At 65.6% G+C, this 25,560-nt stretch carries 23 protein-coding genes; 17 read left to right on the top strand and 6 right to left on the bottom strand.

Annotation, left to right across the window (positions count from 1 at the left end; genetic code table 11):
- Positions 1-78: 78 nt before the first annotated feature.
- A complete protein-coding gene (locus AC1POX_RS18545; RefSeq protein ID WP_372356462.1) occupies positions 79-822 on the bottom strand; it encodes a sulfite exporter TauE/SafE family protein in 744 nt (247 codons plus the stop codon).
- A gap of 87 nt (positions 823-909) precedes the next feature.
- Here AC1POX_RS18545 and AC1POX_RS18540 point away from each other — a divergent pair, with 87 nt between their 5' ends.
- Complete coding sequence (locus tag AC1POX_RS18540) at positions 910-1,815, top strand: LysR substrate-binding domain-containing protein (RefSeq protein ID WP_008577903.1); 906 nt, start codon at positions 910-912, stop codon at positions 1,813-1,815.
- Between the two features lie 89 nt (positions 1,816-1,904).
- On the opposite strand, the gene AC1POX_RS18535 is transcribed toward AC1POX_RS18540, so the two are convergent.
- A complete protein-coding gene (locus AC1POX_RS18535; protein ID WP_057682125.1) occupies positions 1,905-2,768 on the bottom strand; it encodes an endonuclease/exonuclease/phosphatase family protein in 864 nt (287 codons plus the stop codon).
- A gap of 182 nt (positions 2,769-2,950) precedes the next feature.
- Between AC1POX_RS18535 and AC1POX_RS18530 the strand changes: the two genes are divergently transcribed.
- From AC1POX_RS18530 to gnd, 8 genes are all read left to right on the top strand, one after another.
- Positions 2,951-4,006, top strand: coding sequence for a bifunctional nicotinamide-nucleotide adenylyltransferase/Nudix hydroxylase (locus AC1POX_RS18530; RefSeq protein WP_218489905.1), 1,056 nt, complete (start codon positions 2,951-2,953; stop codon positions 4,004-4,006).
- Between the two features lie 122 nt (positions 4,007-4,128).
- Positions 4,129-5,532 (top strand): nicotinate phosphoribosyltransferase, encoded by a 1,404-nt coding sequence (locus AC1POX_RS18525; protein ID WP_127167589.1) that lies wholly within the window; start codon positions 4,129-4,131, stop codon positions 5,530-5,532.
- Between the two features lie 22 nt (positions 5,533-5,554).
- A complete protein-coding gene (locus tag AC1POX_RS18520; RefSeq protein ID WP_372356461.1) occupies positions 5,555-6,655 on the top strand; it encodes a hypothetical protein in 1,101 nt (366 codons plus the stop codon).
- A complete protein-coding gene (locus AC1POX_RS18515) occupies positions 6,648-7,712 on the top strand; it encodes a DNA methyltransferase (protein ID WP_372356460.1) in 1,065 nt (354 codons plus the stop codon). Before AC1POX_RS18520 ends, AC1POX_RS18515 begins: the two co-directional genes overlap by 8 nt.
- A gap of 74 nt (positions 7,713-7,786) precedes the next feature.
- A complete protein-coding gene (locus AC1POX_RS18510; protein WP_029818627.1) occupies positions 7,787-8,551 on the top strand; it encodes a DUF2242 domain-containing protein in 765 nt (254 codons plus the stop codon).
- Between the two features lie 124 nt (positions 8,552-8,675).
- On the top strand, positions 8,676-9,056 hold the full coding sequence (locus AC1POX_RS18505; protein WP_008572108.1) for a glycine zipper 2TM domain-containing protein: 381 nt from the start codon (positions 8,676-8,678) through the stop codon (positions 9,054-9,056).
- Between the two features lie 163 nt (positions 9,057-9,219).
- Positions 9,220-10,563, top strand: a complete 1,344-nt coding sequence (locus AC1POX_RS18500; protein WP_372357190.1) for a hypothetical protein — start codon at positions 9,220-9,222, stop codon at positions 10,561-10,563.
- A gap of 20 nt (positions 10,564-10,583) precedes the next feature.
- Complete coding sequence (gnd, locus tag AC1POX_RS18495; protein ID WP_011346352.1) at positions 10,584-11,525, top strand: phosphogluconate dehydrogenase (NAD(+)-dependent, decarboxylating); 942 nt, start codon at positions 10,584-10,586, stop codon at positions 11,523-11,525.
- Positions 11,526-11,600: 75 nt separating this feature from the next.
- Here gnd and AC1POX_RS18490 read toward each other — a convergent pair whose 3' ends face one another.
- On the bottom strand, positions 11,601-12,656 hold the full coding sequence (locus AC1POX_RS18490; protein WP_127167592.1) for an oxidoreductase: 1,056 nt from the start codon (positions 12,654-12,656) through the stop codon (positions 11,601-11,603).
- Between the two features lie 150 nt (positions 12,657-12,806).
- On the opposite strand from AC1POX_RS18490, the gene AC1POX_RS18485 reads away from it, so the two are divergent.
- The 5 genes from AC1POX_RS18485 to folK all read left to right on the top strand — a co-directional run bounded on the left by AC1POX_RS18485 (position 12,807) and on the right by folK (position 17,822).
- Positions 12,807-13,178: a BON domain-containing protein gene (locus AC1POX_RS18485; RefSeq protein ID WP_008572114.1), complete on the top strand. Its 372-nt coding sequence runs from the start codon at positions 12,807-12,809 to the stop codon at positions 13,176-13,178.
- A 281-nt stretch (positions 13,179-13,459) separates the two neighbouring features.
- Positions 13,460-15,271 (top strand): sensor histidine kinase, encoded by a 1,812-nt coding sequence (locus AC1POX_RS18480; protein ID WP_008572116.1) that lies wholly within the window; start codon positions 13,460-13,462, stop codon positions 15,269-15,271.
- Positions 15,268-15,708, top strand: a complete 441-nt coding sequence (locus AC1POX_RS18475; protein ID WP_003482689.1) for a response regulator — start codon at positions 15,268-15,270, stop codon at positions 15,706-15,708. The genes AC1POX_RS18480 and AC1POX_RS18475 overlap by 4 nt, the downstream gene beginning before the upstream one ends.
- A gap of 3 nt (positions 15,709-15,711) precedes the next feature.
- On the top strand, positions 15,712-17,214 hold the full coding sequence (locus tag AC1POX_RS18470) for an ATP-binding response regulator (RefSeq protein WP_011346356.1): 1,503 nt from the start codon (positions 15,712-15,714) through the stop codon (positions 17,212-17,214).
- 92 nt (positions 17,215-17,306) lie between these two features.
- The gene (folK, locus tag AC1POX_RS18465) at positions 17,307-17,822 is read left to right on the top strand and encodes a 2-amino-4-hydroxy-6-hydroxymethyldihydropteridine diphosphokinase (protein WP_071117859.1); all 516 of its coding nucleotides are present in this window, start codon (positions 17,307-17,309) and stop codon (positions 17,820-17,822) included.
- A gap of 169 nt (positions 17,823-17,991) precedes the next feature.
- Here the strand turns inward: folK and AC1POX_RS18460 are convergent, their stop codons facing one another.
- On the bottom strand, positions 17,992-18,729 hold the full coding sequence (locus tag AC1POX_RS18460; protein ID WP_218498730.1) for a pteridine reductase: 738 nt from the start codon (positions 18,727-18,729) through the stop codon (positions 17,992-17,994).
- Here AC1POX_RS18460 and AC1POX_RS18455 point away from each other — a divergent pair.
- The gene (locus tag AC1POX_RS18455; protein WP_029818631.1) at positions 18,728-19,981 is read left to right on the top strand and encodes a class I SAM-dependent methyltransferase; all 1,254 of its coding nucleotides are present in this window, start codon (positions 18,728-18,730) and stop codon (positions 19,979-19,981) included. The genes AC1POX_RS18460 and AC1POX_RS18455 overlap by 2 nt on opposite strands.
- Positions 19,969-20,388 (top strand): VanZ family protein, encoded by a 420-nt coding sequence (locus AC1POX_RS18450; RefSeq protein WP_218488928.1) that lies wholly within the window; start codon positions 19,969-19,971, stop codon positions 20,386-20,388. Before AC1POX_RS18455 ends, AC1POX_RS18450 begins: the two co-directional genes overlap by 13 nt.
- A gap of 251 nt (positions 20,389-20,639) precedes the next feature.
- Here the strand turns inward: AC1POX_RS18450 and AC1POX_RS18445 are convergent, their stop codons facing one another.
- Positions 20,640-22,685 carry a TonB-dependent receptor gene (locus AC1POX_RS18445; protein ID WP_372356459.1) on the bottom strand — a complete coding sequence of 682 codons (2,046 nt, stop codon included), beginning with the start codon at positions 22,683-22,685 and terminating at the stop codon, positions 20,640-20,642.
- Between the two features lie 298 nt (positions 22,686-22,983).
- A complete protein-coding gene (locus AC1POX_RS18440) occupies positions 22,984-23,844 on the bottom strand; it encodes a 2OG-Fe(II) oxygenase (protein WP_372356458.1) in 861 nt (286 codons plus the stop codon).
- Between the two features lie 185 nt (positions 23,845-24,029).
- Between AC1POX_RS18440 and AC1POX_RS18435 the strand changes: the two genes are divergently transcribed.
- A complete protein-coding gene (locus AC1POX_RS18435) occupies positions 24,030-25,502 on the top strand; it encodes a hypothetical protein (RefSeq protein WP_031421017.1) in 1,473 nt (490 codons plus the stop codon).
- Positions 25,503-25,560 lie beyond the last annotated feature (58 nt).

The raw sequence follows: 25,560 nt of genomic DNA, 5'->3' as shown, positions 1-25,560 counted from the left end.
CTGCCGATTCAATGCATGGGCGCCACCGCTTGCCGGTGGCGTTTTCATTTGGACAGTAGTGTTGCCGCTGGCAGCGTCTTAGGCGATGGCCTGCCAGCAGGCCTGCAGGCCGAGCAGCAGCAAGGTGCCGAAAAATATCCGGCGGAATGCCTCGGGAGAGATGCGGCGTCGCAGCTTCGTACCGGCCCACACTCCCAGCGCGGTGGGCAGCAACGCCAGCAGCGATGGGAGGCCGGCCGAGAGCGGCACGCCACCGTGCCAGACCAGTGCGATGGCCAGCGCAAGCGTTGCCGTACCGAAGCACGCGGCCAGTGCGCGGATCAACACCTCGCGTGGCAGGCCCAGTGCAGAGAGGTACGGCACCACCGGGAGGACCAGCACGCCGGTGGCGCCATTGAGCAGGCCACCGACCAGGCCGATCAGCGGGCTGCCCCAGCGCTCGTGACGTGGCGGCAGGGTCCATTGCCGGCGGGCAAGCCCCAGCAGGGCATAGGCAACCAGCAGGACCCCAAGTGCGCCGCGCAGGTAACGCGGATGACCGCCAATCATCAACCCGGCGCTCAACCAGGTGCCCGCCACCACCATCGCCAGCACCGGCCACAGACGCCGCAACAGCCCGGTCGCAGCGGGCCCCCAGGCCTGCTGCAGATTCGTCACCAACGAAGGCAGCACCAGCAGCGCGGCGGCTTGGCTGGGCGGAAGCCACAGCCCCAGCAACCCCATTGCCACCGTTGGCAGCCCCATGCCGGCCACGCCTTTGACCGCGCCAGCCAACAGGAATGCCGCGGCAACCATGACCAGCTGCGAGACGTCTTCATTCATGGGGAGCAGCATCGGCGCGGTGGCGGTGCCCGGCAAGCTGTCTTTGTTTGAGGCAGACTTCGGCCACACCGAAGGCTGGAAGTGCAGATGCAGGTGGAATTCACCGACTTGCGGATCTTTGTTGCGGTGGCCGATACCGGCAGCATCACCGCTGGCGCCGACCGCGTGGCGCTGTCGCTGGCGGCCACCAGTGCGCGTATTCGCGCGCTGGAGCTGCAGGTCGGCGCGGCCCTGTTCGAGCGTGGCCGGCGGGGCGTGACGCTCACCGCCGCCGGCCAGGTCCTGCTGCGTCATGCACGGGTGCTGGCACGGCAGGAACAGGCGATGCGCAGCGAGCTTGGCGATTACGGTCTTGGTGGACAGGTCACCCTGCGGCTGGCCGCGAACACCGCCGCACTCTCCGAATGGCTGCCCGAGTGCGTCGCGGATTTTCTGCTGGCCCATCCGCGGGTGGACCTGACCCTGGCCGAATGGGGCAGCGAGGAGGCGGCCGATGCAGTGCGCGACGAACGTGCCGACCTGGCCGTGGTGGCCGGGCATGCCGACTTCACCGGCCTGCAACGGCGCCCGTTTCGGCAGGATCGCCTGGTAGTCGCGGTGGCCGCCGGCCATCGGCTTGCCGGCGCCGACAGCCTGCGCCTGGCCGATATCGCGCCGATGCAGTTGCTGGCGTTATCGGCCGACAACGCCTTGCAGCGCCACCTGCGGACGCATCTGGCCCGTGCCGGCGTGCAGCTGCGCATCCGCGCACGCGTGCCGGGCATCGAAACGCTGTGCCGCATGCTGGCACGCGGCGTGGGTGTGGCCATCGTGCCGCACGCGGCGCTGGCTTGCTCCAGTGTCAGGCAGCAGCTGGCGGCAGTACCGCTGGAGGAGACCTGGGCGCGGCGCGAGCTGTCCATCATCTGGCGCGACGCCCCCTCGGCCACCCTGCAGGCCTTGCTGGAATGGCTGCAGGCCAGCGCCGCGAACGCCGGCATTCACCCGGCTTGATCACCGCAGCGCTGCGTGCATCGGCTGGACCGTGTCACCGCCAGCGCGCGCGCCGGCTGCCGGCCGCTGGCTCTTGCGCGCTCTTGTCCTCAGCGTGGCCAGTCGAACTCGGCCATCACCGGGTAATGGTCCGACGGCAGAATGCCACCGGGACGATCGTCCAGGGTCGCGAAGCGGGTAGGACGCAATCCGCGATACAGGATCCAGTCGATGCGCCGAGTCGGGTGCGTGGTGAAGTCCTGGAAGGTGTTTTCCGGCCCGCTGCGCTTGCTGGCCTGTGCACGTGCATCGCGAAGTACCGCGGTCAGCGTGGGGTAGGTGATTTTGTCCGGATCGCTGTTGAAGTCGCCGGTCAGCACCACCGGGACAGTGGCGGGCAACTGCGCGATGCGCGACAGGATCAGGCGCGCGCTGCGCTCGCGGGCGGGCTCGTCCTCATCGCGATACGGAAAGTGCGTGTTGAACAGATAAAAGCGGCGTTTGTCGCTGCGTCGCTCGAACAGCGCCCAGGTGGCCATGCGTGGCAGCACATTGCCCCAGGTAATGCTGCCGGCGCGTTCGGGAGTGTCGGACAGCCAGAAGTTGCCCGACTCCACCACCTTCAGTACACGCGCGTCGTAGAACACGCCCATGTGCTCGTCGCTGTCATCGCCGCGCCGGCCCTGGCCGAACCAGCGGTAGTCGGGCAACTGTTCGGCCAGAAAGGCAGCCTGTTCGCTCACCAGTTCCTGCGTGCCGAACACGTCCGGATGCGTCTGTTTGATCAACGCGACCATGGCAGCGCGACGCACCTGCCAGCGTTTGTCGCCATCGGTATCGGCCGGCACGCGCACGTTGAACGACATGACCCGCAGTGGCGCGGCCGGCATGACAGCCAGCGCGGGTAAGGCGACACACAACAGTGCACCGAATGCGAGAAGGCGGCGCAGCACCTGCGCGATGGAGCGTGGCATGCAGGGAAATTCCTTGAAGAATAAGAGCGCCGAGTCTAGCCAGAGATGATGACCACTGCGTCACGGCGACGACCACCGATGCAGAGGCAAGTGGCCGCTTGACGCCATCGTGCATCGGCGTAGCATTTGCACCAGGCAGGCGGACAGACCGCCAGCCCACCACTCAACCGTGAGGGATTCTCATGGCAACACCGTACGACTATCTCGTGTTCATCGGGCGTTTCGAGCCCTTTCATAACGGCCACGCCGCCGTCGCCCGCCATGCGCTGGGCAAGGCGAAAAAGCTCATCGTGCTGATCGGCTCGGCCGACACGCCGCGCACCATTCGCAATCCTTGGACCGTCGCCGAACGTGCGGTGATGATCGAATCCGCGTTGCCGGACGAAACTGCGCGGCTGATCGTGCGCCCGCTACGCGACCATCTCTACAACGAAAGCCTGTGGATTGCCGAAGTGCAGCGGCAGGTTGCCGAAGCGGTGCACGCCGATGGCGGCTCGCTGGATGCGAACATCGGCCTGATCGGCATGGACAAGGATGCCAGCAGTTATTACCTGCGTGAGTTTCCGCAGTGGCCGCTGGAAGATGTGCAACACACCGCAACGCTGTCTGCCACCGAATTGCGCCGCTACCTGTTCGAAGCCGGCGACATCGGTTTTCACGGCGGCCTGTTGATGCTGCGCGGCAATGTGCCGGCGCCCGTCTACGACATGCTGGAAGCGTTCCGGCGCAATTCCCCCAGCTACGCGCAGCTGGTGGCCGAATACCGCTTCATCGAGCAATACCGTGCTGCGTGGAAAGACGCGCCATATCCGCCGACGTTCGTGACCACCGATGCGGTGGTGGTGCATTCGGGCCACGTGCTGCTGGTGCGGCGTCGCGCCGAACCGGGCAAGGGCTTGTGGGCATTGCCCGGCGGTTTCGTCGGCCAGGAGGAAGGACTGCTGGACTGCTGCCTGCGCGAGCTGCGCGAGGAAACCCGGCTCAAGCTGCCGGTGCCGGTGCTCAAGGGCTCGTTGCGTGGCAAGCAGGTCTTCGATCATCCCGAACGCAGTCAGCGCGGACGCACCATTACCCATGCGTTCCATTTCGAGTTTCCGGCCGGCGAGTTGCCTGCGGTGCGCGGCGGCGACGATGCCGACAAGGCGCGCTGGATTCCGATCGCCGAAGTGATGGCGATGGGCCCGCGCCTGTACGAAGACCACCTGCATATTCTTGAATTCTTCCTGGGCCGTGGCTGACGCGCGCAACGACGACGTGCTGCCGCGATACCACCAGGGCCGCACATGCCGTGACCGCTTGAACCGTGACCTCCCGCCGGCGGACAGACCGCCGGTTCATTCGACGCGAAGGAGCTTCCGTCATGCATTACCTCGATAACCTGCTGCTCAACACCGATAGCTACAAGGCCAGCCACTGGCTGCAATATCCGCCCGGCACCGACGCGTCGTTTTTCTATGTCGAATCACGCGGCGGACTTTACGAGCAGACCGTGTTCTTCGGCCTGCAGTCGATCCTGAAGGAAGCGATCAACCGGCCGGTGACGCACGCCGACATCGACGATGCAAAAGCGTTGCTGGCCGCGCATGGCGAGCCGTTCAACGAAGCCGGCTGGCGCGATATCGTCGACCGGCTTGGCGGTCAGTTGCCGATCCGCATCCGCGCGGTGCCCGAGGGCGCGGTGGTGCCAACGCACAACGTGCTGATGACCATCGAGTCCACCGACGCCAAGGCATTCTGGGTGCCGTCGTATCTGGAAACCTTGTTGCTGCGCGTGTGGTACCCGGTGACGGTGGCCACGGTGAGCTGGCAGGTGAAGCAGATCGTGCGCGGCTACCTGGAGCGCACCAGCGACGATCCGGAAGGGCAGTTGCCTTTCAAGCTGCACGATTTTGGCGCGCGTGGCGTGTCCAGTCTTGGCTCGGCCGCCTTGGGCGGTGCCGCGCATCTGGTGAACTTTCTCGGCACCGACACCTTGTCGGCGTTGCTGCTGGCGCGTGCGCATTACCACACGCCGGTGGCCGGGTATTCGATTCCCGCTGCCGAGCACAGCACCATCACCAGCTGGGGCCGCGAGCGCGAGGTGGATGCGTATCGCAACATGCTGAGGCAGTTCGCGCGTCCGGGTTCGATCGTGGCGGTGGTGTCGGACAGCTACGACATCTACCGCGCCATTGCCGAGCATTGGGGTACCACCTTGCGCGAGGAAGTGATCGCCTCCGGCGCAACGGTGGTGATTCGTCCGGATTCGGGCGACCCGGTGGATGTGGTCGAGCAGTGCCTGCTGTTGCTGGACGAAGCGTTCGGCCATCAGGTCAATGGCAAGGGCTACAAGGTGCTCAACCATGTGCGGGTGATCCAGGGCGATGGCATCAATCCCACCTCGCTGCGCGCGATTTTGGAGCGCATCACCGCCGCCGGATACGCCGCCGACAATGTCGCCTTCGGTATGGGCGGTGCGTTGCTGCAGAAGGTGGACCGGGACACGCAGAAGTTTGCGTTGAAGTGCTCGGCGGTGCGCGTGGACGGCCGGTGGGTCGATGTCTACAAGGACCCGATCACCGACCAAGGCAAGCAGAGCAAGCGCGGCCGCCTGACCTTGCTGCGCAACCGCAACGATGGCAGCTACCGCAGCGCCTTGCTCGATGAGATGGACGCCTACCCCGACAGCGAAGACGCGCTGGTGACGGTGTGGGAAAACGGCGTGTCGCAACAGGAGTGGACGCTGGAGCAGGTGCGCGCGCGTGCCAACGCCGCACGTCGCTGACGCGCGGCGCGCAGGGTTCGCCATGCACGCTTCCATCGACGACATCTCCTTGTTGCCTGCTTCGGCGCTGTTGGCGCGCCTGCGCGCCGCAGCACCCCACCTGCAGCGGCGCGTGCCGCTGCAGGACGAGGCCAGCCGCTGGCATGCGCTGCGCATCGGCGCGCGCAGCTATCGCGCAGCGTTGCCGATCACCTTTACCCCGTATGCCTCGGTGCGGCCGTGTTCGGCGCGCTGCGGTTTCTGTTCGGAAAATCTGCGGCAGCACGGCGGCGGTCGTGCGGCAGCGACGTTGCGACCCGGGCCTGCGTATTTCCAGCAGTTGAGCGCTGTCTTGCAGCTGCTGCGCGATGTGCCGCTGTCGTATTCGCTGTCCGGTCTGGAAATGACCGACGATGCGGCGTGGTTGCAGACCTTGCTGCAGACCCTGGCAACCACGCCCAACGGCCCGCGCGTCGAGCAGCGCGTGCTCTACAGCAATGGCGCCGGGCTGGCGCGTGCGCACGGTGCGCGCTTGATCGAGGCGCTGGTCGCGTTTGGGCTGTCGTGGGTCGAGCTGTCGCGTCACCATCGGTTGCAGGAGCGCAACGACGCGATCATGCGTTTCCGCCCCGACGAGCCGATCGCCGATGTGGCGATCTTCGTACAGACCGCACGGCGGCTGGCAGCACGGCTGCCGCTGCGACTGGTCTGCATCGTGCAGCGCGGTGGCGTGGACAATGCCGACGCCGTTGCGCAGTACATCGCGTGGGCGCGCAGCTGCGGCGCCAGCCAGGTGATCTTTCGGGAATTGTCGCGGTTGGACGATGCCTATCGCAGCAACGGCACGCTGCGCTACATCGGCGAGCACCGCGTCGGCGTGGACACATTGCTGGACGAGTGCATGCAGCAGCCCTGGTGGTCGCGCTGGCAACCCGATGGCCTGACCGAAGGCTATTACTTCTGGAATGTGCGGCTGCGCGATCAGACGGGTTTGCAGGTGGTCTTCGAGAGCGCCGACTACGCCGCGATGCATGCGCGCCACGCGACCGGCGATCTGTACAAGCTGGTGTTCTTCGCCAACGGCCGTCTCTGTGCGGGCTGGGATCCGGAGGCCGATGTGCTGTGGGAGCCCACCGATGGATGAGTTCGATCAGCGCAGCTGGTGGATGCCGGCCCCGGACGAGGCCGCCTGGGCGCTGCCCGACGATCTGCGCGCGGCCGACCCGCTGAGCGGGCGCGATTGTGGCTGGGTCAATCAGATGCGCCCGTTTGTGCGCCATTTCAGCCGGCCGGGCGAGCAGGTGTTCGACCCGTTCTGCGGCTTTGGCAGCACCTTGCTGGCGGCCGCGCTGGAAGGCCGCAACGCGCATGGCATGGAAATCGATCCGGCACGTGCGCAGTTGGCACGCATGCGTCTGGCGCGGCATGCGGTGGCGGCGCCGGTGGTGGTCGGCAGCCTGGCCGATACTGCCCCGGCAGGGCCGATCGACCTGTGTCTGACCAACGTGCCGTATTTCGGCTGCCACTGGCGTGGCGACGTGCTGCCCGGGCAGCTTTATGCGAGCAGCGATTACGCCAGCTATCTGACCGGCATGCGCGCGGTCTTCCATGCGCTGCGCAAGCAGATGCGCCCCGACGGCGTGGGCGTGGCGATGGTGCAGAACGTGGTGGTCGGCGGCCGCGTGATTCCGCAGGCCTGGGATCTGGGCCGCATCCTGGCCAGCCTGTTCACCCTGCGCGAAGAGCGGGTGCTGTGCTATCGGCGTCCGGCCGCAGCGCTGGCGCATGCCAAGACACAGAGCGATCGCAGCCACGAATACGCACTGATTTTTCAGCATTGTCGTGCCCGGCTGGATCTGCAGCAGGCTGCGCAATTGCTGCAGGCGGTGCAGGCACAGGGCCTGCCGGTCGTGGTGCATGGCAGCTACGCGCGCTGGCTGGCGTCGCCGACCTTGGTGCCCGAAGGCCCGGCCGATCTGGACCTGATGCTGCGTGGCGAACAAGCGCTGTGGGACCGCCTCACCCTCTGGCTGCAGCAGCAGGGCTTCGCGTTGAGCCTGTGGGGCGAACCGTGCCGGGCGCCGGTGGCAGTGGCAGTGGTGCGTGCGCACCACTACCTGCGTGCCGAGCGCATCGGTGCCGATGGCCGCCGCCTGCAGGTAGACCTGCAATTGCCAGTGGATGAACCGCCGTTGCCCTGACCCGGCAGCGCGACGCCGCGCGCACACGGGTTGCCGCTATGCTCTGTGCCGGTTTTGGATGCCGGAATCTCCCTATGTCTTGTTCTTCCCTGATCGCGCGCGGCGCACTGCTTGGCGCGCTGGCAACCCTGGCTGGCTGCGGCGGCAGCAAGGGCGACACGATGCTGATGCGCGAGTCGTTCAATTCCGATGACACCTATTCGCGCAGCGTGGCGGCCAGTTCGCCGCAAGCCTGCGAGGCGGCGCGGCGTGTGCTGTTGAGTCAGGGCTACGCCGTCACACGCGCAGATGCCGCCGCGGTGGAAGGCAGCAAGAACTTCCAGCTCAAGGAAGCAGACCAGAGCGAACAACTCAATCTGCGCATTTCCTGCGCCAGCCAGGATGGCGGCAAGGCGCAGGTGTTCGTCAGTGCGCTGCAGGACCGTTACGCACTGAAGAAGAGCTCCACCTCGGCCAGCGTGGGCGTCGGCGTGCTGGGCTCGTTATCGTTGCCGGTCGGCAGCAGCGGCGATTCGCTGGTGCGCGTATCCAGCACCACGGTGCAGGATGCGGCTTTCTACAAGCGCTTTTTCGAACGCCTGAATTCGTATCTTCCCAAGGTCACCGAAGCGGCACCTGCTGCGGTGAGTGCAGCGCCCGCACCTGCACCTGCAGCCACACCAGCGCCGGCAGCTGCTGCTCCGGCCGCGCCTGCCGCAACCACCACGACGTCGGCAGCTCCTGCTGCCGCTCCCACCACGGTTGCACAGCCTCCGGTTGCGCCGTTGCCCGTCGAAGCGCAAGACCCCCCACCGGCACCGGCGAAGGTGCCGCAAACCGAGCCTGCCACGCAGCCGTGATGGCGCGGTTCACGCTCCGCTCCAAAGCCTGAATAGCGACTGCGCGCTTCACGTTGTGTTCTCGACCCAGCGGCCAGAGTGCGCCCATGCCTCGCCGAGCGGGCGAGAAACGTGGAGAACAACGATGAAAATGCGCACCTCCCTGCTGGGTATGTCCCTGATCGGCCTGATGGCGACGAGCACTTTCGCACAGGCTCAAAACTACGCGCATCAGCAGCGCTATACGGAAGCGGACGAAGGTCGCAGGTTCAATGACGGCACCCGCGTGCGCTGCCGCAATGTCGAAGTGCAAAAGAACTCGACCGACCCGAACCGCATCGGCGGTACGCTGGCCGGCGCTGCAATCGGTGGCCTGTTGGGCAACCAGGTTGGCGGCGGTAACGGCAAGAAGCTGGCGACCGTGGCAGGTGCAGTGGCGGGTGGCGCGGCAGGCCGCACCATTCAGGGCAATCGCCAGCAGGCCAACGGCAATCGCCAAGTTGAGCGCGTCTGCGAACGTCGCTGAAGTTCGGTGCGGCGATTGGTCTGAGTTGAGTCCTGCAAGCCCCGGCCATGCCGGGGCTTGCTACGTTTGAGAGTGGCGTCGTGCCGACGATTCATTGCGTATGCCATCGATGAGTGTTGTCCACGCGCATGGCAGTTCGTCATCGCGCGCACCATCGGCGCCGATGCCGCCGCGGTATGCGCGCCTGCGCCGGCTTGCCGCGCTGGCATGTGCAAGCGGTTTGCTGGCGGGGCAACTGCTGCAGGTCGCCGATGCTGCACCGAGCCAGACCGCACGTGCTGCCAGCGCAGAGTGCTTGGAAGCGCTGCTGCGACGGCTGGGCTGGACCATCCAACGCGCCGCAGTGAGCGAACCGGTACTAAAGCGTGGTGAACCGTGTACGCGTGGCACGCTTGCGCAGGCGCAGGCCGCCGGCGATCTGCAGCTGACGCTTCCAGCCGATTGGAACACGCACCAGCGCGGCGCAGCGCTCACCGCTGTGCTGGACGATGCAGCCACGCACTGCGCCTACGCGTTCGAACTCGGTGCAGCCACCCGCCGCGCGGTCACGCAATTGCAGAACAACCCGCGCTACCGCTTCTCGGCACTGCAGCTGGGTTGGATCGGATTCGGCTGGCGTGGCGCAGCGGCGCAGGGCTGGAGCGGTTTTCGCAGTTTCGGTCGCGGGTATCAGCCGCGCGGCAGCAATGCGCGGGCGCTGGATGCGTTCTACCGCGGCCAGGTGCGTTCCGAGTGCGGCGTGGGCCGACAAGTGGCTCAGCTCGCCACCCAGCGCGAATTGTTCGGCGATGCCGGGTTCGATGACGTATTTACGCCTGGCGAATTGTCGATCGGCACGTTCCTGACCTTGCACGACACCGACAGCATCCTGCTCGGTGCGCATGCCGGCGACTTCTTTGCCGACGGCAAGGCAGTGAAAACCTCACAGCTCGGGCGGCAGGCGTTCGTGGGCGCACCAGGCTTCATCGCGCATGTGTTCGATAAGTCCTATCTGGATGACATCCACAATCAGGCCGAGAATTTCGTGGTGGTGGATGTCAGCGATGCAGCCGCGCAGGCGCTGGCGCAGCACGGTGGCTTTGCCTACTACGACGCGCGCAACCGGCAGATCTGGGAGCTGGCCAAACAGTTGCGCGGGCCAGGCAAGCGCCGCTTCGAGCGCCTGCTTTACGAGCGTGATGCAGCCCTGCGCGCCACGCTCGACCCGCAGCAGCAGACCCAGCTGCAGCAGTTGCAGGCGCTGCTGGACGACCCGTTCTACCAAGGCTTTTGGGTTTATGTGCACCCCAAGGGCACCAAGCCGATGGGCTACCACGTGGCACGCCTGCTCGACCGTAACCCGCGCACGCCGTATGCCATCGACCTGACCTTGCACAATCTGCGCACCACCTTGTACTGGCGATGGATCGACTGGCAGCTGCAGCAATGCAGCGCCGCCACCGTCGCGGAACAATCCATTGAGAATTCCGCCACGCCAGCGTACGCCGAGCGTGGCACCCTGCACTGATCAGATCATGAGGAGCGATTATGGAACTGGGTATGGTGGGACTAGGCCGCATGGGCGCCAACATGGCCGAGCGCCTGGTCAATGGCGGGCATCGCGTGCATGGCTACGATCCGGGCGCGAACGCGCGCACCAGCGCGCAAGCCAAGGGCATCGTCACCGCCGATGCGCTGGCAGCGCTGGTGTCCGCATTGCCGAGCCCGCGCGTGGTGTGGCTGATGGTCCCGGCCGGCAAGATCGTCGATGACACGCTGGCGCAGCTGCTGCCCCTGCTGCAGGCCGGCGACATCGTCATCGATGGCGGCAATTCGTACTACAAGGATTCGCAGCGGCGCGCGGCGTTGCTGCAGGACAGTGGCATTGCCTTTGTCGATTGCGGCACCAGCGGCGGCATCTGGGGTCTGCAGGAAGGCTATAGCTTGATGGTGGGTGGCGACGAAGCGGCGGTGACGGCCTTGCATCCGATCCTGGCAACGCTCGCGCCGGCGCCGGACAAGGGCTGGGGGCGGGTTGGCCCGAGCGGTGCAGGCCACTTCACCAAGATGGTCCACAACGGCATCGAATACGGAATGATGCAGGCCTATGCGGAAGGCTTCGCGCTGATGCAGCACAAGGCCGATTTTGCGCTGGATCTGCACCAGGTTGCCGAAATCTGGCGCGATGGTAGCGTGGTGCGTTCGTGGTTGCTGGACCTGACGGCCGATGCGTTGACGCATAACCCGACCATGGCCGGCATCGCGCCGTTCGTGGCCGATTCGGGCGAGGGCCGCTGGACGGTTGCCGAAGCGATCGATCTGGAAGTCTCGGCACCGGTCATCACGTTGTCGCTGATGGAACGGCTGCGCTCGCGCGACAAGGATTCGTTTACCGACAAACTGCTCGCAGCGATGCGCAACCAATTCGGCGGCCACGCGGTGATGACCACCACCCCGGCAGCGCCGACCATCGGTAGCAAGGACGCGTAAGGACTTGGATGCAACCACGGTGCGCGCCGGGACTACGGCGCGCGCTGTTGGAAGTGCAAAACCGTTGCAGCGTGATCAACCGCGCGCGGCATCCAGCCACTGCACTCGGCCGTCCGCAGCGCTGCGTTGCGCAAGGTCCACCAACCGCATCAGTTGCACCGCATCGCTGCTGCTGACCGGCGCTGTGCCGGTGCCTGCCAGCGCGTCGCGAAAGGCGGCGTAGTACTGCCGATAGTCGCCCGGCAGGTTGTCGGGCTGATGGGTGTGGACGCGGCCTTCGTCATCGACGCGGGTGAGCGTGCCCGGTAACGGGTCCACGCCCCAGCCGACCGTACCGGGGCGACGGCCGGCGCGCAGCTGGTCTTCCTGCGTATCCAGGCCGTGCTTGAGATAACTGCCGCGCGTGCCATGCACGGCGAAGCGCAGGCTGCCATCGGCCACCAGCGATCCCGCGTGCAGAATCACGCGCAGCCGAGGGTAGTGCAGGGTGACGTGGAAATAATCCACGCTGCGCGCCTGGTCGCGCTGACGTTGCAGATCCGCGCCAATGCCCTGCGGCATACCGAACAACTGCATTGCCTGATCGAGCAGATGCGGGCCCAGGTCGTACCACAGTCCGGCACCGGGGCTGTCGCTCTCGCGCCAACGGTCGCGCACCTGCGGGCGATAGCGGTCAAAGTGCGAATGAAATTCCACCACCTCGCCCAGCTGGCCTTCTTCGATCAGCCGGCGCACGGTGAGAAAGTCCGCATCCCAGCGGCGATTCTGGAACACGCTGATGATGCATCCCGCCGCATCGGCGGCATCGACCATCTGCTGCGCTTGCGCCGCATCCAATGCAAACGGCTTGTCCACCAGCACATGCTTGCCGGCGGCCAGGGCCTTCAGCGCGAAGGGTGCATGGGTGTGGTTCGGGGTGGCCAGCACCACGGCATCCAGTGCCGGATCGGCCAGCGCACTGTCCAGATCGGCCACCACGGTGACGCCGGGAAAGTCGGCCTGTGGCTGTTGCGGCTTGGACGACACCACGCTGTGCAACTGCAGGCCGGGGGTGCTTGCGATCAGCGGTGCATGAAAGGTGCGGCCGACATAGCCATAGCCGACGACGGCCAGATTGAACAGTTTAGGCATTGAAAACGGTTCATCGCAACGACGGAGGGAGCACGCATGGTATTGCACCTGCCCGTGTGCGCAGGGTTCACAACCTCTGCATGCAACGGTCACGTCTGCTCGACGAGCGCCACCGCAAGCTGCGCCCACATTCAACAGGAGGTGCTTGGTATGAAGAACATGACGCATGCACGCAAGCTGCTGGCTCTGTCGCTGTCGCTCGGTCTGACCCTCGGCGCGTCGCAGGCATTTGCGGCACCGCAGGAACATGCCGACCACAAGGACCACGCTGCCGGCATGAACGAGTCCAAGAAGCCGGTCACCGACACCTGGATCACCACCAAGGTTAAGGCCGACCTGCTGGCGACCGACAATGTCTCGGGTACCGACGTGAAGGTCGAGACCAAGAACGGCATCGTGACCCTGACCGGCGCGGTTGCCACCCAGGCCGAGCATGACAAGGCCGTTGCCGTTGCCAAGGGCATCGAGGGCGTCAAGAGCGTCAAGTCGACCGGCCTGAAGGTCACCGCTGCGAAGAAGTAAGCGCAGCTGCTGCGAATGCCGGGCCGCCGAGGCGAGGCGGCGACCCGAGCACCAGGCGCACTCCACGGAGTGCGCCTTTTTTGTTTTTGATGAACCGGCCGGCAAGCCGACAGCTGGCAGGGCGCTCGCGCCATTTTCACGCATGCTGCACGTATGCTATGCCCATTCAGCTATGTCACAGACTGACCTGATTTCTCTGAATCATTAATCTGGCAAGCTGCGTGATCGGAGACAATGCCGGTCAGCCCTTGGCCCTGCAGCGAGTGCAATTCGGTCCAGCAATGCAAACAACGGTCCAAGCAGACAAGTGGGATCGCTGGCGCCTGCCTCTGTTGGCGGCCGCCGTGTTCCTGATTGTGGTGGTGCCCTCCTTGTTGCTGCAGCAGATGGCCCGCAACGCCAACCAGGCCGCGTCCTGGGTGTCGCATAGCCAGGAAGTGCAGGAGACCGCGCAGCGCCTGGAGGCGGCGATGCGCGATACCGAATCGGCGGCGCTGATGCGCTCGCATGGCGTGGAGCGCGAGGCGCTGAACGAGCGTATGCGCCGCGGCCGGCGCGAATCGCTGGCCGCCGTGCAGCGACTGATCGAACTGACCAAGGACAACCCCGCCCAGCAAGTACGCATGGGGCGCATCCAGAGCACCATCGAACGGCGTCTGCTGTTGGCCGAGCGCATTGCGGTGACCACTGCGCCGGAGCAGATACGCGCGCTGATCAACGACATGACCCTGAACAACCCGATCCGTGTGCTGATCGACGACCTGCAGAGCGCCGAAGGCCGGTTGCTGGCGCTGCGCAATGCGCGCGCCGCAACCGAGCGCATGCATTACGCGGTGCTGAGCTGGGCGGCGCTGGCGGTGCAGTTGCTGTTGCTGGGCACGGTGACCTGGCTGCTGCAGCGGCAGATCCGCCGCCGGCTGGCGGCCGAGCAGGAATACCTGCGCGCCAACGGGCGCGCCAGCTCGGTGCTGCAAACCGTGCGCGAGCCGATCGTGCTGCTGGATGCCAGCCAGCGCATCGTGCTGCATAACCCGGCCTTCGCCGACCTGTATGGCCTGGAAGAGCGCGGCAACGAATTGATGCCGCTGGAAGAGGTGGGCGATGGCGTCTGGCGCGATGCGCAGATCCATCAACGGCTGGCGGACGTGTTGTTGCGTGGACGCGAGTTGTGGGATTTCGAACACGAGCAGCGCGCCGCCGACGGCGTGCTGCGCACCATGTTGATCAATGCACGCCGCATGCCGCTGCCCGACAGCACAGACGAAGACGTGGTGCTGATGACGGTGAGCGACATCAGCCTGCAGAAGGCCGCGCAATTGCGTATCCAGGAGCTCAACCGGCAGATGGAAGGCAAGGTGGAGCAGGTCTCGGAAGTCAATCGCGAGCTGGAAGCCTTCAGCTACTCGGTCTCGCACGATCTGCGCGCACCGCTGCGGCACGTGGCCGGGTTCTCCGACAAGCTGGCGCGCCATCTGGGCGATGCGGCCGACGAGAAGTCGCGCCATTACATGGAGGTGATCAGCAGCTCGGCGCGGCGCATGGCCTCGCTGATCGACGATCTGCTGGTGTATTCGCGCCTGGGCCGCGGTGCGCTGCGCCTGCAGGCGGTGGACATGCAATCGCTGGTGGCCGAAACGCGTGCGATCCTGGATTCCAACGTGCAGAGCGAGAACACCGGCCACCGGGTGGAATGGCATATCGCGCCGCTGCCGGTACTGGTTGCCGACGAAAACATGATGCGCCAGCTGTGGATGAACCTGCTCGGCAATGCGGTCAAGTACAGCGCCAAGCGCGAGGTGGCCAAAATCGAGGTCAGCTATACGCCGATGTCCGACGGCGGCCACCAGTTCAGCGTGCGCGACAACGGCGCCGGTTTCGATATGGAATACAGCGGAAAATTGTTCGGTGTGTTCCAACGTTTGCACAAGGCCAGCGAATACGCTGGTACCGGCATCGGCCTGGCCAGCGTGCGGCGCGTGTTGACGCGTCACGGCGGCCGGGTGTGGGCCGAAGGCGTCGTCGACGAGGGCGCCACGTTTTATTTCGTGTTACCTCCTGCGCTTGAAGCGCCCAACCAAGAGTTCATTGCATGACCGCCATCCGTACCATTCTTCTGGCAGAAGACAGCCCGGCCGATGCGGAGATGGCGGTCGACGCCTTGCGCGAAGCCCGCCTCGCCAATCCCATCGTGCACGTCGAAGACGGCGTGGAAGCCATGGACTACCTGTTGCGCCGTGGCATGTTCGCCGACCGCGAGGAAGGCCTGCCGGCCGTGCTGCTGCTGGACATCAAGATGCCGCGCCTGGACGGGCTGGAAGTGCTCAAGCAGGTGCGCAGCGACGAAACGCTCAAGCGCCTGCCGGTGGTGATCCTGTCGTCCTCGCGCGAAGAAAGCGATCTGGCCCGCAGCTGGGACCTGGGCGTGAATGCCTATGTGGTCAAGCCGGTGGACGTGGATCAGTTCTTCAACGCAGTCAAGACGCTCGGTACCTTCTGGGCGGTCATCAACCAGGCACCGGAGCTGGACTGAACCATGCCGCATGAGGGGGGCAACCTGGAGCAGCTGAAGATCCTTCTGGTGGAAGATTCACCGGAAGACGCCGAGCTGTTGTCCGATCAGTTGCTCGAGGCCGGACTGGATGCGGCATTCGAGCGCGTGGACAGCGAGCCGTCGCTGCGCGCCGCGCTGGATGACTTCCAGCCGGACATCGTGCTGTCGGACCTGAGCATGCCGGGCTTTTCCGGCCACCAGGCGCTACGCCTGGTGCGCCAGAACGGCGCCACGCCCTTCATCTTCGTCTCCGGCACCATGGGTGAGGAGACCGCGGTCAAGGCGCTGCAGGATGGTGCCAACGACTACATCATCAAGCACAACCCGACGCGCTTGCCGAGCGCGGTGATCCGCGCGATCCGCGAAGCACGCGCGGATCTGGAACGCCAGCGCGTGGAAAGCGAACTGATGCGCGCGCAGCGCCTGGAAAGCCTGGCGATGCTGGCGGCCGGTCTGAGCCACGACCTGCGCAATATCCTGCAACCGTTGTTGATCGTGCCCGACCTGCTGGCCGGGCGCACCGACGACCCGCAGCTGCGTCAGCTGGCCAACGTGGTGGCCGAATGCGGCCGGCGCGGGCATGAGATGGCCGAGTCGATGCTTTCGTTCGTGCGCGGTTCCAACAAGCCACGCGAGCAGGTGTCCATCGCCAACCTGTTCCAGGCCGTGCAGATGCTGCTCAAGAGCAGCCTGCCCGACGGAGTACGCCTGCAGATGGACACCATCGCTGCAGATCTGACCATCGAGGCCAACTACACCGAATTGCAGCAATGTCTGCTCAACCTTGGCTTGAACGCGATCCAGGCGATGCCCGAGGGCGGCAGACTGATCCTGGCAGCCGATCGCTACGATGCCTCGCGCGTGCGCATGAGCGTGGCCGACACCGGCGTGGGCATGAGCGATGAAACCCGCGCGCGCCTGTTCAGTCCTTTCTTCACCACCAAGGCCGATGGCACCGGGTTGGGACTGATTTCGTGCAAGCGCATCATCGAAAGCTATGGTGGCAGCATCGTGGTCGATAGCCGGCTGGGCGAAGGGACGCGCTTTGACATGATCGTGCCGATGCGTGCGGTGTCGGCGGCGGTGACCGAAGCCGAACTGCCGCTTCCGCTTGGCCATGGGCAGCGCATTTTGCTGGTGGATGGCGAGGCAACGCGCCTATCGCTGCTGGGCAATGCGCTCTCCAGCCAGGGCTATCAGCCGCAGCTGGCCAGCGATGGCGCCGCGGCGCTGCAGCTGGTGCAGCAGCACGCGATGCCGGACCTGGTGATCATCGACAGCGACATCATCCTGCTCTCGGCCGTGAGCGTGCTGCTGAGCATGCAGGAGCTGGGGTACCAGGGCCCGGCGATCGTGCTGGAAGATGTCGGTGCGCCGTTGCAGCGTGCGCATTTCCCGTCGGATCTGCCGGTGCATGTGCTGCGCAAGCCGCTGGAAATGCGCCGGGTGTTCCGCGCCGTTTCGCATGCGCTGGAAGTGGCCTGACACCACGTTTGCGCGCACCCGGCGCATGCGTCGATGGGTGCAACGCGATTGCAACAGTTGACGTCCGTGCCGGCCGCATGCGCGAATAACGTATGACCACCGTGCTTCTCAGCCTCGGCAGCAACGTCCAGCCGACCCACTACCTGCGCCTGGCTGTCGCCGCACTGCGCGCGCGCTTTGGCCAGATCGTCGTGTCACCCGCGTACCGCACGCCTGCGGTGGGCTTCGAAGGGCCGGACTTCGTCAACAACGCGGTGGTCTTGCAGACCGATCTGGAGCTGGACGCGCTGGATCACTGGCTGCATGCACTGGAAGATGCGCATGGGCGCGATCGCAGCGGCCCGCGTTTCAGCGACCGCACCCTGGATCTGGACGTGGTGTTCTTTGGCGACCGTATCGTCGAAGGCCCCGGGCATCTGCGCATCCCGCGGCCCGAGCTCAAGCACGCATTCGTGCTCAAACCGCTGGCCGACATCGCGCCGGACTTCGTCGACCCGCTGAGCGGGCAGGCGTTGGCAGCCCTGTGGCAGGCGCACCCGCAGTACGGCAGCGCGTTTGCCACGGTGGAGCTGGATGCGGCTGCGCCGCAGTTGAGCGTCACGCAATAGTGCTGTTCTGGCAGCGCGGTTGAGCGCGGCCGAGCACGCGCGCACGTAGCGCAAGGACGTGTGCAACCGTCCGGCAATGCCGCATTCGGCGAGGTGGCAACCGGGCGCACGTGCATGACACGGGGGGCGTCCCTTTGCAGCGAAAGTGCGCAGGCCCCGGAAGCGTCGTTCAACTGAGCTGGCGGCCGCCATCGACGTGCAGGGTATGGCCGGTGACGAAGCTGGCCTCGTCCAGCAACCAGCGCACCGCTTCGGCAATTTCCTCCGGCGTGCCGATGCGCGCCAGCGGCGTACGCGCGAGCAACGCCTGCTTGGCATCGGCGGACTTGCCTTCTTCCGGCCACAGGATGGCGCCAGGCGCGACCGCGTTGACACGCACGTGCGGCGCCAGTTCCAGCGCCAGCGAACGGGTCAGCATTTCCAGCGCGCTCTTGGAGGCGCCGTACAGCGGGTGGTTGCGCATCGGCGCCTGCGCGTGCAGATCGGTGAGGTTGACGATGGCCCCGCGGCGCTGGCGCAACTGTGCGGCGGCCGCTTGCGCGATGAAGAACGGCGCGCGTGCATTGACCGCAAACAACTCGTCCCATTGCGCTGCAGTGGCCTCGCCAATGGCGGTGGAGTAGAACGCCGAGGCGTTGTTGACCACCCCATCCAGGCGACCAAACGCGGCGACGCAGTCGGCCACCAACTGCGCAGGTGCGTCGGGCAACCGCAGATCGGCGTGCAAGGCATATGCGCTGCCGGCACGCTGGGCGCACAGTTCGGCCACGCGTGCGTCGAGCACCTCGGCGGAACGGTGTGCGTGCAGTGCAACGCGGTAGCCGGCAGCGTGCAGCGTGGTGGCGATCTGCGCGCCGATGCGGCGGGCGGCACCGGTGATCAACACCACCTTGGAACTGTCTGTCATGGCGTACTCGCTCGGCGTTGCGGAGGGCTCGGCTATCCTGTGCATTGTCCCCGCAACCGGTGCCCGCATGCACGCCGACCTTCCCACACCCGATCCGGACGCGCTGGCCCACAGCGACCGGCTGGCTGCGCATGTGCGCGCCGAAATCCAGGCCGCCGGCGGTGCGATCCCGTTCTCGCGCTTCATGGAGCTGGCGCTGTATGCGCCTGGCCTGGGCTACTACAGCGCCGGCGCCAGCAAGTTCGGCGAGGCCGGCGATTTCGTCACCGCCCCGGAATTGGGGCCGTTGTTTGCGGCCACCGTCTCCGGCGCGTTGGCGCCGGTATTGCAACAGCTAGGGCCGCAAGCGCGGGTGCTGGAAGTGGGCGGCGGCAGCGGCGCGTTTGCCGAAGTCACGCTCAAGCGGCTGCTGGAACTGGACGCGTTGCCCGAGCGTTACGCGATCCTGGAGCCCAGCGCCGACCTGCGCGAACGTCAACGCGAGCGGTTGGGGCGCAGCCTGATTCCGCCGGTGTTCGATCTGGTGGAATGGCTGGATGCGCCGTTCCCGGACGATTGGGATGGCGTGCTGTTTGCCAACGAAGTCATCGACGCCTTGCCCACGCCGCGTTTCGCACTGCGCGATGGGCAGGTGTATGAAGAAACCGTGGTGCTGGATGCCCAGCAGCACTTCGCGCGCGGCGAGCAACCGGCCGATGCGTTGCTGAGCGCGGCCGTGCGTCACCTGGAGCGTTATCTGGAGCAGCCGTTCGCCGATGGCTATCGCTCCGAGTTGCTGCCGCAGTTGCCGTACTGGATCCAGGCGGTAGCCGGCGGTTTGAAGCGTGGCGCGATGTTGTTCGTCGACTACGGTTACCCGCGCGGCGAGTTCTATCGTGCGCAGCGCGAGGACGGCACGTTGCGTGCGTTTTACCGGCATCGCATGCACGAAGATCTCTACCGTTGGCCGGGCCTGCAGGATCTGACCGCATCGGTGGACTTCACCGCGTTGGCCGAGGCAGGCACCGGCGCAGGTTTCGAGCTGGCCGGGTATTGCACGCAAGCAAGCTTCCTGCTCGGCAATGGGCTGGACGCATTGTTGGCGCAGGCCGATACGCGCACCGATGAAGTGGGGCGCATGCGTCTGCGCGAACAGATCAAGCGGCTGACGCTGCCCAGCGAGATGGGCGAGCGCTTCCAGGTGATGGGCTTCTCGCGCGATGTCGATTTTGCCCCGGCATTCCTGTCCGGCGATCTCACATGGCGGTTGTGAGTTCGGCACTCCGGCCGTTTCACCGGCCGCGGTTGTGGGTGGGCGTGTGGATCGCGGCAATCGTCGTGGTCATTGCCGTGTGCCTGGGGCCGCCGCCGGAGTTTCCGGAGTTGCCGTCCAACAGCGACAAGGCCGAGCACTTCATTACGTTCGCGTTGTTGTGCTGGGGAGCGGTGCAGTTGTTTGCGACCCGGCGCGCGCTGGCGTTCGCTGCGTTCGGATTGGTGTTGCTGGGCATCGGCATCGAAATCGCGCAAGGCGCGCTGACCACCAATCGCAGCGCCGACCCGTACGATGCATTGGCCGATACCTTGGGCATTCTCGCCGGGCTCTGTCTGGCATGGACGCCGTTGCGATGTGTGATGTTGCGGATCGATCGGCGCCTGTTTGGACAGCGGCGACGGTGACGGAACGATGTCTCGGCAGGCCAGGCGCCTGCCCGCTGCCGTAAACGGAGCCAGGCGGCGACGCGATCCTGATCAACCTGGCAGCGTATATCCGCAGCGATCTGAAGCATCGTACGCCAGGACCGCATGCGCCAAGCAGCGTGCCTAAGCCGCGGCGGGGCGCCAGGTGCCGGCTTGGCGATGACGGCTTGTGCAGCCGCTACGCTGCGTCGCGGACCCGTGGTTCGCACCTCGCCACCGCTGCCGCGGCGTTACAGCTTCATTCTCAGCCCGAGATACAGCTGCCGTCCGGCCGCTGGCGAGAACATGGGCTGCGCCTGTGCCCAGAAGAAGCTGTCGTACCACACGTAGGCATACTCGCGACCGGTGGCATTGCGGACCTGCACGTCCACGCTCCAGTTCGGGTTGATCGTATAGCGCGCGGTGAGGTCGAGCGTTGCAAAGCCGCCGTACTTGCCCGCCACGTTGCGCTCTTCGAGGTAGTAGTCGCCCTGGGCGCGTCCCTGCAGGCCCAGTTGCAGCGCCTCGGTCGCGCGGTAGTCCACGCCGATGTTGCTGATGTAGCGGGGCGTGGCGATGACTTCGTTGCCTTGCAGCGAAAGCGCGGCGGCACGGTCGTCGCGCGTGATCCTGGCTTCCTGGTAGGCATGCGATGCCCAGAGCGTCCAGCGATCGCCCAGCTGTGCGCTGATCTGCGCATCCACGCCGCGGCGACGCGTCTTGCCCAAGGTGACGGTGGTGCCGGTGGCCGGCATGTTCGATACCTCGTTTTCCGCATCCTGTTGCCAGACGGCGATACGCGCCTGGCTGCCTGCAAATGGGCTGAATTTCATGCCCAGCTCGACGCCGGTGTTGGTGGAAGGGCGGATGCCGGCTTGCCCTGGGGTGAGATAGGCCGGGGCGGTGGAGCCGGTCAACACCTGGAAGGTACGGCCCCAGTTGGCGTACACGTTGGTGCTGGGCGTCAGGGCGTAGATCACGCTGAGTTTGGGCTGCCCGATGCTGCCGTAACGCTGCAGCGGTGCGCGCACCGCACCCGGTAGCTGTGTGTCGCCGTCGAAGCGGTCCACGCGATAGGCCGGCACCAGCTTCAGGGCCTCGACCGGCTGATAGATGGCCTGTACGTAGGCGCCCCAATTGTCGAAGGTATAGCGGTCGTCGTTCTGGATGCGCGCTGGCACTGCGGCAAAGTCGGTGGGCTCGGCATAGTTGAAGCGTTCGCGCCGGTACGCATTGTCCTGATGTTCGTAGTTGATGCCGCCTTCCAAGGTCAGCAGGTCGTTGGCGCGCCAGGTCAGGGTGTTGAGCATGCCCACCTGTGTTTCGTTCCAGCGCCGCCGCTGGCGCGGGGCATTGCCGGTGGGCAGGTCGCTGAAGGTCACCCGGCGATCGTCCTCGTAGCGGTTGTAGTAAAGCTTGCTGCCCAGGAACAGGGTATCGGTCAGTTTCAGGTCCAGATGCACGCCGAGCTGCTGCATGTCGCGGTCGTCGCCATCGTTGCGGTTGCGGCGGTCCGAGTTGCGACGATCCGCCTGCAACTCTGCTGCGGTCATGAAGCCCGGCTCGTCGGCCTTGGTGCGGTACGCGCGTGCCGTCAGGCCGATGCGCATGCCGTCGTCGAGACTGCCGTAGAACCATTTGCCGCCCAGCACATGCTTGCTGGAGCGATCGTGCGCACGATAGCCATCCGACGCCTGTGCGCCGATGAAGTAGTTCTGCGCGAATCCGTCGCGTTCGCGCCCTATCGCGATCTGCGCATCGCGGCTGGCGTAACTGCCGTAGGCCACGCGGGCATCGGTGTAACTGCCGCCCTGGCGGGTGCCGAAGTTGATGTTGCCGCCGATGTTGTGCAGCCCATAGCGCGGATCGTTGGTGCCACGCACCACCTCGATGTAGCTGATCTCCAGCGGAAACAGCATGTCGATGAAGCGCTGATTGCCGCTGTTGACGTTGCTGGGAATGCCGTCGATCAGGGTCTTGATGGCATTGAGATAGCCCTCGCCGTTGAAGGCGCGGAAGCTGACCTTGCCCGATTCGGCGCCCTGACGGGTTTCGGTCAACTGCATGCCTGGCATCTGCCCCAGCAATTCCCAGCTGTAGGACACGTTCTTGTCCTCGATCTGGTCGGCGCCCAGGACATCCACCGACGTCAGCACCTGATGCGCACTGAGCTGGCCTTCGTGATGCTGATGGACGTCGACCTTGCCGAGCGTCAGCGCCGAATCGGAGGACTGCGCGCGTGCGTCGGCCGCAAACAGCAGAGCGGCGACAGTCGCCACGAGGGAATGGATCTTCATGAAGCGGGCAATACCTGCGGGCTAATGGAATCGTGTCAGTAATGACATGTTATAACATATTCTGACAAATTCAATTCGCGTCGCGCTGCTGCCGCCTTTGGGGACGGTCAGCAAGTGATCGTGTTGCAACGCCTGATGGGCCGCTTGCGTGTCGGCGATGCGCCGCTCGCGGCGTGGGGAACAGCCAACAGCCAATGGTGCTGCATCCGACAGCCGCAGCACGCAGGCGATGCAGGTGCCGTGTCGCTTCGCGCTGGCGGCGGACGGGGTCGATCCCGCCGGCGCGGTGTTGCGGTGCTTATCCGGGCATGCGCACTGCGCGCTCGCGCAGCCACTTGGTGGCCACCCACTTGTCGCCAGCCAATACCGGCGCACCGGCGTGCAGGCTGCGTGTCATCGGGTGCGGGCGGTCATAGCTGAAAAACACTGCATTGCCCTTGACCGCAGCGACATCCAGATGCGCGTCAGGAAAACGCGTCGCACCACCGCGTTCTGGCGTGTTGAGGTACATCACCAGCGAGGCGACGCGTTGCCCGCCGGCCTGCACCAACACCGGGGTGCCGGCTGCGTCCGGATCGAAGTAATCGTAATGCGGCCGGTATTGCGCACCGGTGGCGTAGCGCAGCACTTGCAACCCTTCGCCGTGATCGACTGGCCAGTCGAGCAGGCGCGCGATGCGCGCTTCGATACGTTGACACAGCGCATCCTGGCCAAGGCGCAGGCACATGCTGTCGCTGGTGCGCGCGGCATGCACCACGTGCTCTCCGTTTGCATTGTCCACGGTGCGCGAGCGCGCCAGATGCGGCTGGGCCAAGGCGATCAATGCATCGCATTCCTCGTCGGAGAGAAAGCCGCCGAGTACCACCACGCGCGGCAGCAACAGGCTGACCAACACGCGCACATCGCGGTCGCCCAACGCAAGCAGCGAGGCATCGGCGTCTTGTTGCAACGCGGGCACGCGCACCGGCATCGGCAAGCCGTTCGCTTGCGCGTGTTGCCGGATGTGGGCACGGACCAGTGCCTCGACCGCATCGATGGCGTCCTGTTCGTTCCAGCCCTGATCCAGTAGCGGCTGTAGCGCTTGCTCGGGCGGATGGCCGGCCACGGCTTGCGCCACGATCCAGTCGGCCAGCGGGGTCGGGATATCGGTGTGTGCCATCGCTCTACAGTGCATGTCGGCATGTGGCATTGGTATGTCAATTATGTCGTGGTAAGACAAATGAAACAGATGCCCTCTATAAAAGTGACGGGGATCTTGAACGTGCTCGCCACTGCAGTGCGCGGAACGCCACCAATTCTTGACGACTCCTCTTCATACCGACCTTTGACCTGGAGATCAGCCGCATGGCCGTTCGCAACAGCAGCAAGACACTTCTCATGACCTTTGGTACCGCACTGGCGCTGTCGGCCTGTGGTGGCGGAGCCGACCGTGTCGCCTCGCCAGGTGAAGGCGCATTCCCGCCGGCACCGGCCCCCACACCGACGCCGGCGCCCACGCCTGCACCAACGCCGGCACCCGCACCGAGCGGTCCGGCCGCCGATTGCCCGAGCGGTTTTTCCAACGTCGGCACCATCGCCAACAACACGCTACGCGCCTGCCAGTTGCCGGAAACCATCAACGGCAACCTGGTGGTGCCGGCGCGCGCGGGCACCGTTTACTCGATCAGCGGCCGCGTCAATGTCGGCACCGACCGCGGCGGCAACGCCACCGCACCGGCCGCCGGCAGCACGCAGGGTGTCTTGACCATCGAGCCGGGCGTGACCCTGTTCGGGTCGGCCGGTAGCGACTACATCGTGGTCAATCGCGGTTCGCAGATCTTTGCCGAAGGCAGTGCGGCTGCGCCGATCGTCTTCACCGCACGTCAGGCGCTGGAGAGCACGGTCAGTGCCAATACCATCGGCCTGTGGGGCGGCATCGTGGTGCTGGGGCGCGCGGCGATCAACAACTGCCCGGGCACCACGGTGTCGGGGACGCCGGAATGTCAGGCGCAGGTCGAGGGGACCAACGCGTTCTATGGCGGCAACAACGCTACCGACAACAGCGGGTCGATGCGCTACCTGCGCGTGATGTATTCGGGCTTCGAAATTTCGCCCAACAACGAATTGCAGGGCATCACCCTGGCGGGCGTGGGAAGCGGCACCAAGCTGGATTATGTGCAGATCCACAATAGCTCCGACGACGGCATCGAATGGTTCGGCGGGACGGTCAACGGCAGCCACCTGGTCATCACCGGTGCCGACGACGATTCGCTGGATACCGATGCTGGCTGGAGCGGTGCACTGCAGTTCGGCATCGTGGTGCAGCGCGCCGGTGGCGGCGACCGCATGAACGAGTGGAGCAGCCTGCGCCGCCAGCCGTATTCGCGCCCGAAAGTGGCCAACTTCACCTACGTGGGCAACGCGCGCGCCGGTGCGGCGATCATGCTCAACCAGGGCACCCAGGCCGCGTTCTACAACTCGGTGGTCACCCGCCCAGCCGGCGGCACCGGTGATGGCCTGGTGTGCTTCAACCTGGCCGATACCGACACGCTCGGCACCTTCAACTCGGTGTTCTTCGCCTGCCCGACGGCCTTCGGCAGCGACGCGCGTGCGGCCAGCCAGTTCGCAGCCGGCACCAACAATGTCGCCAACGGCGTGTCCACCTTGCAGAACACCTTCGTCAATGGCGCCAATGAATCGGCAGTACCGGCGTTCCAGGGCCTGAACGGGGTGAGCAGCTTCTTCCAGCAGGTGAACTACATCGGTGGCGTGCGCGATGCCAACGATACGTGGTGGCAGGGCTGGACCTGCGGGCTGACCGCCGACCGTCCCTGCTGAGGCATGGCATCGCACGGCGGCCATCGGTCGCCGTGCGATGCGTCCAGCTTCATCTTTC

This window comes from Xanthomonas sp. NCPPB 3442, from assembly GCF_056725145.1.
Note: the sequence above shows the minus strand (reverse complement) of the source record. Positions and strands in the feature narration are given on the sequence as shown.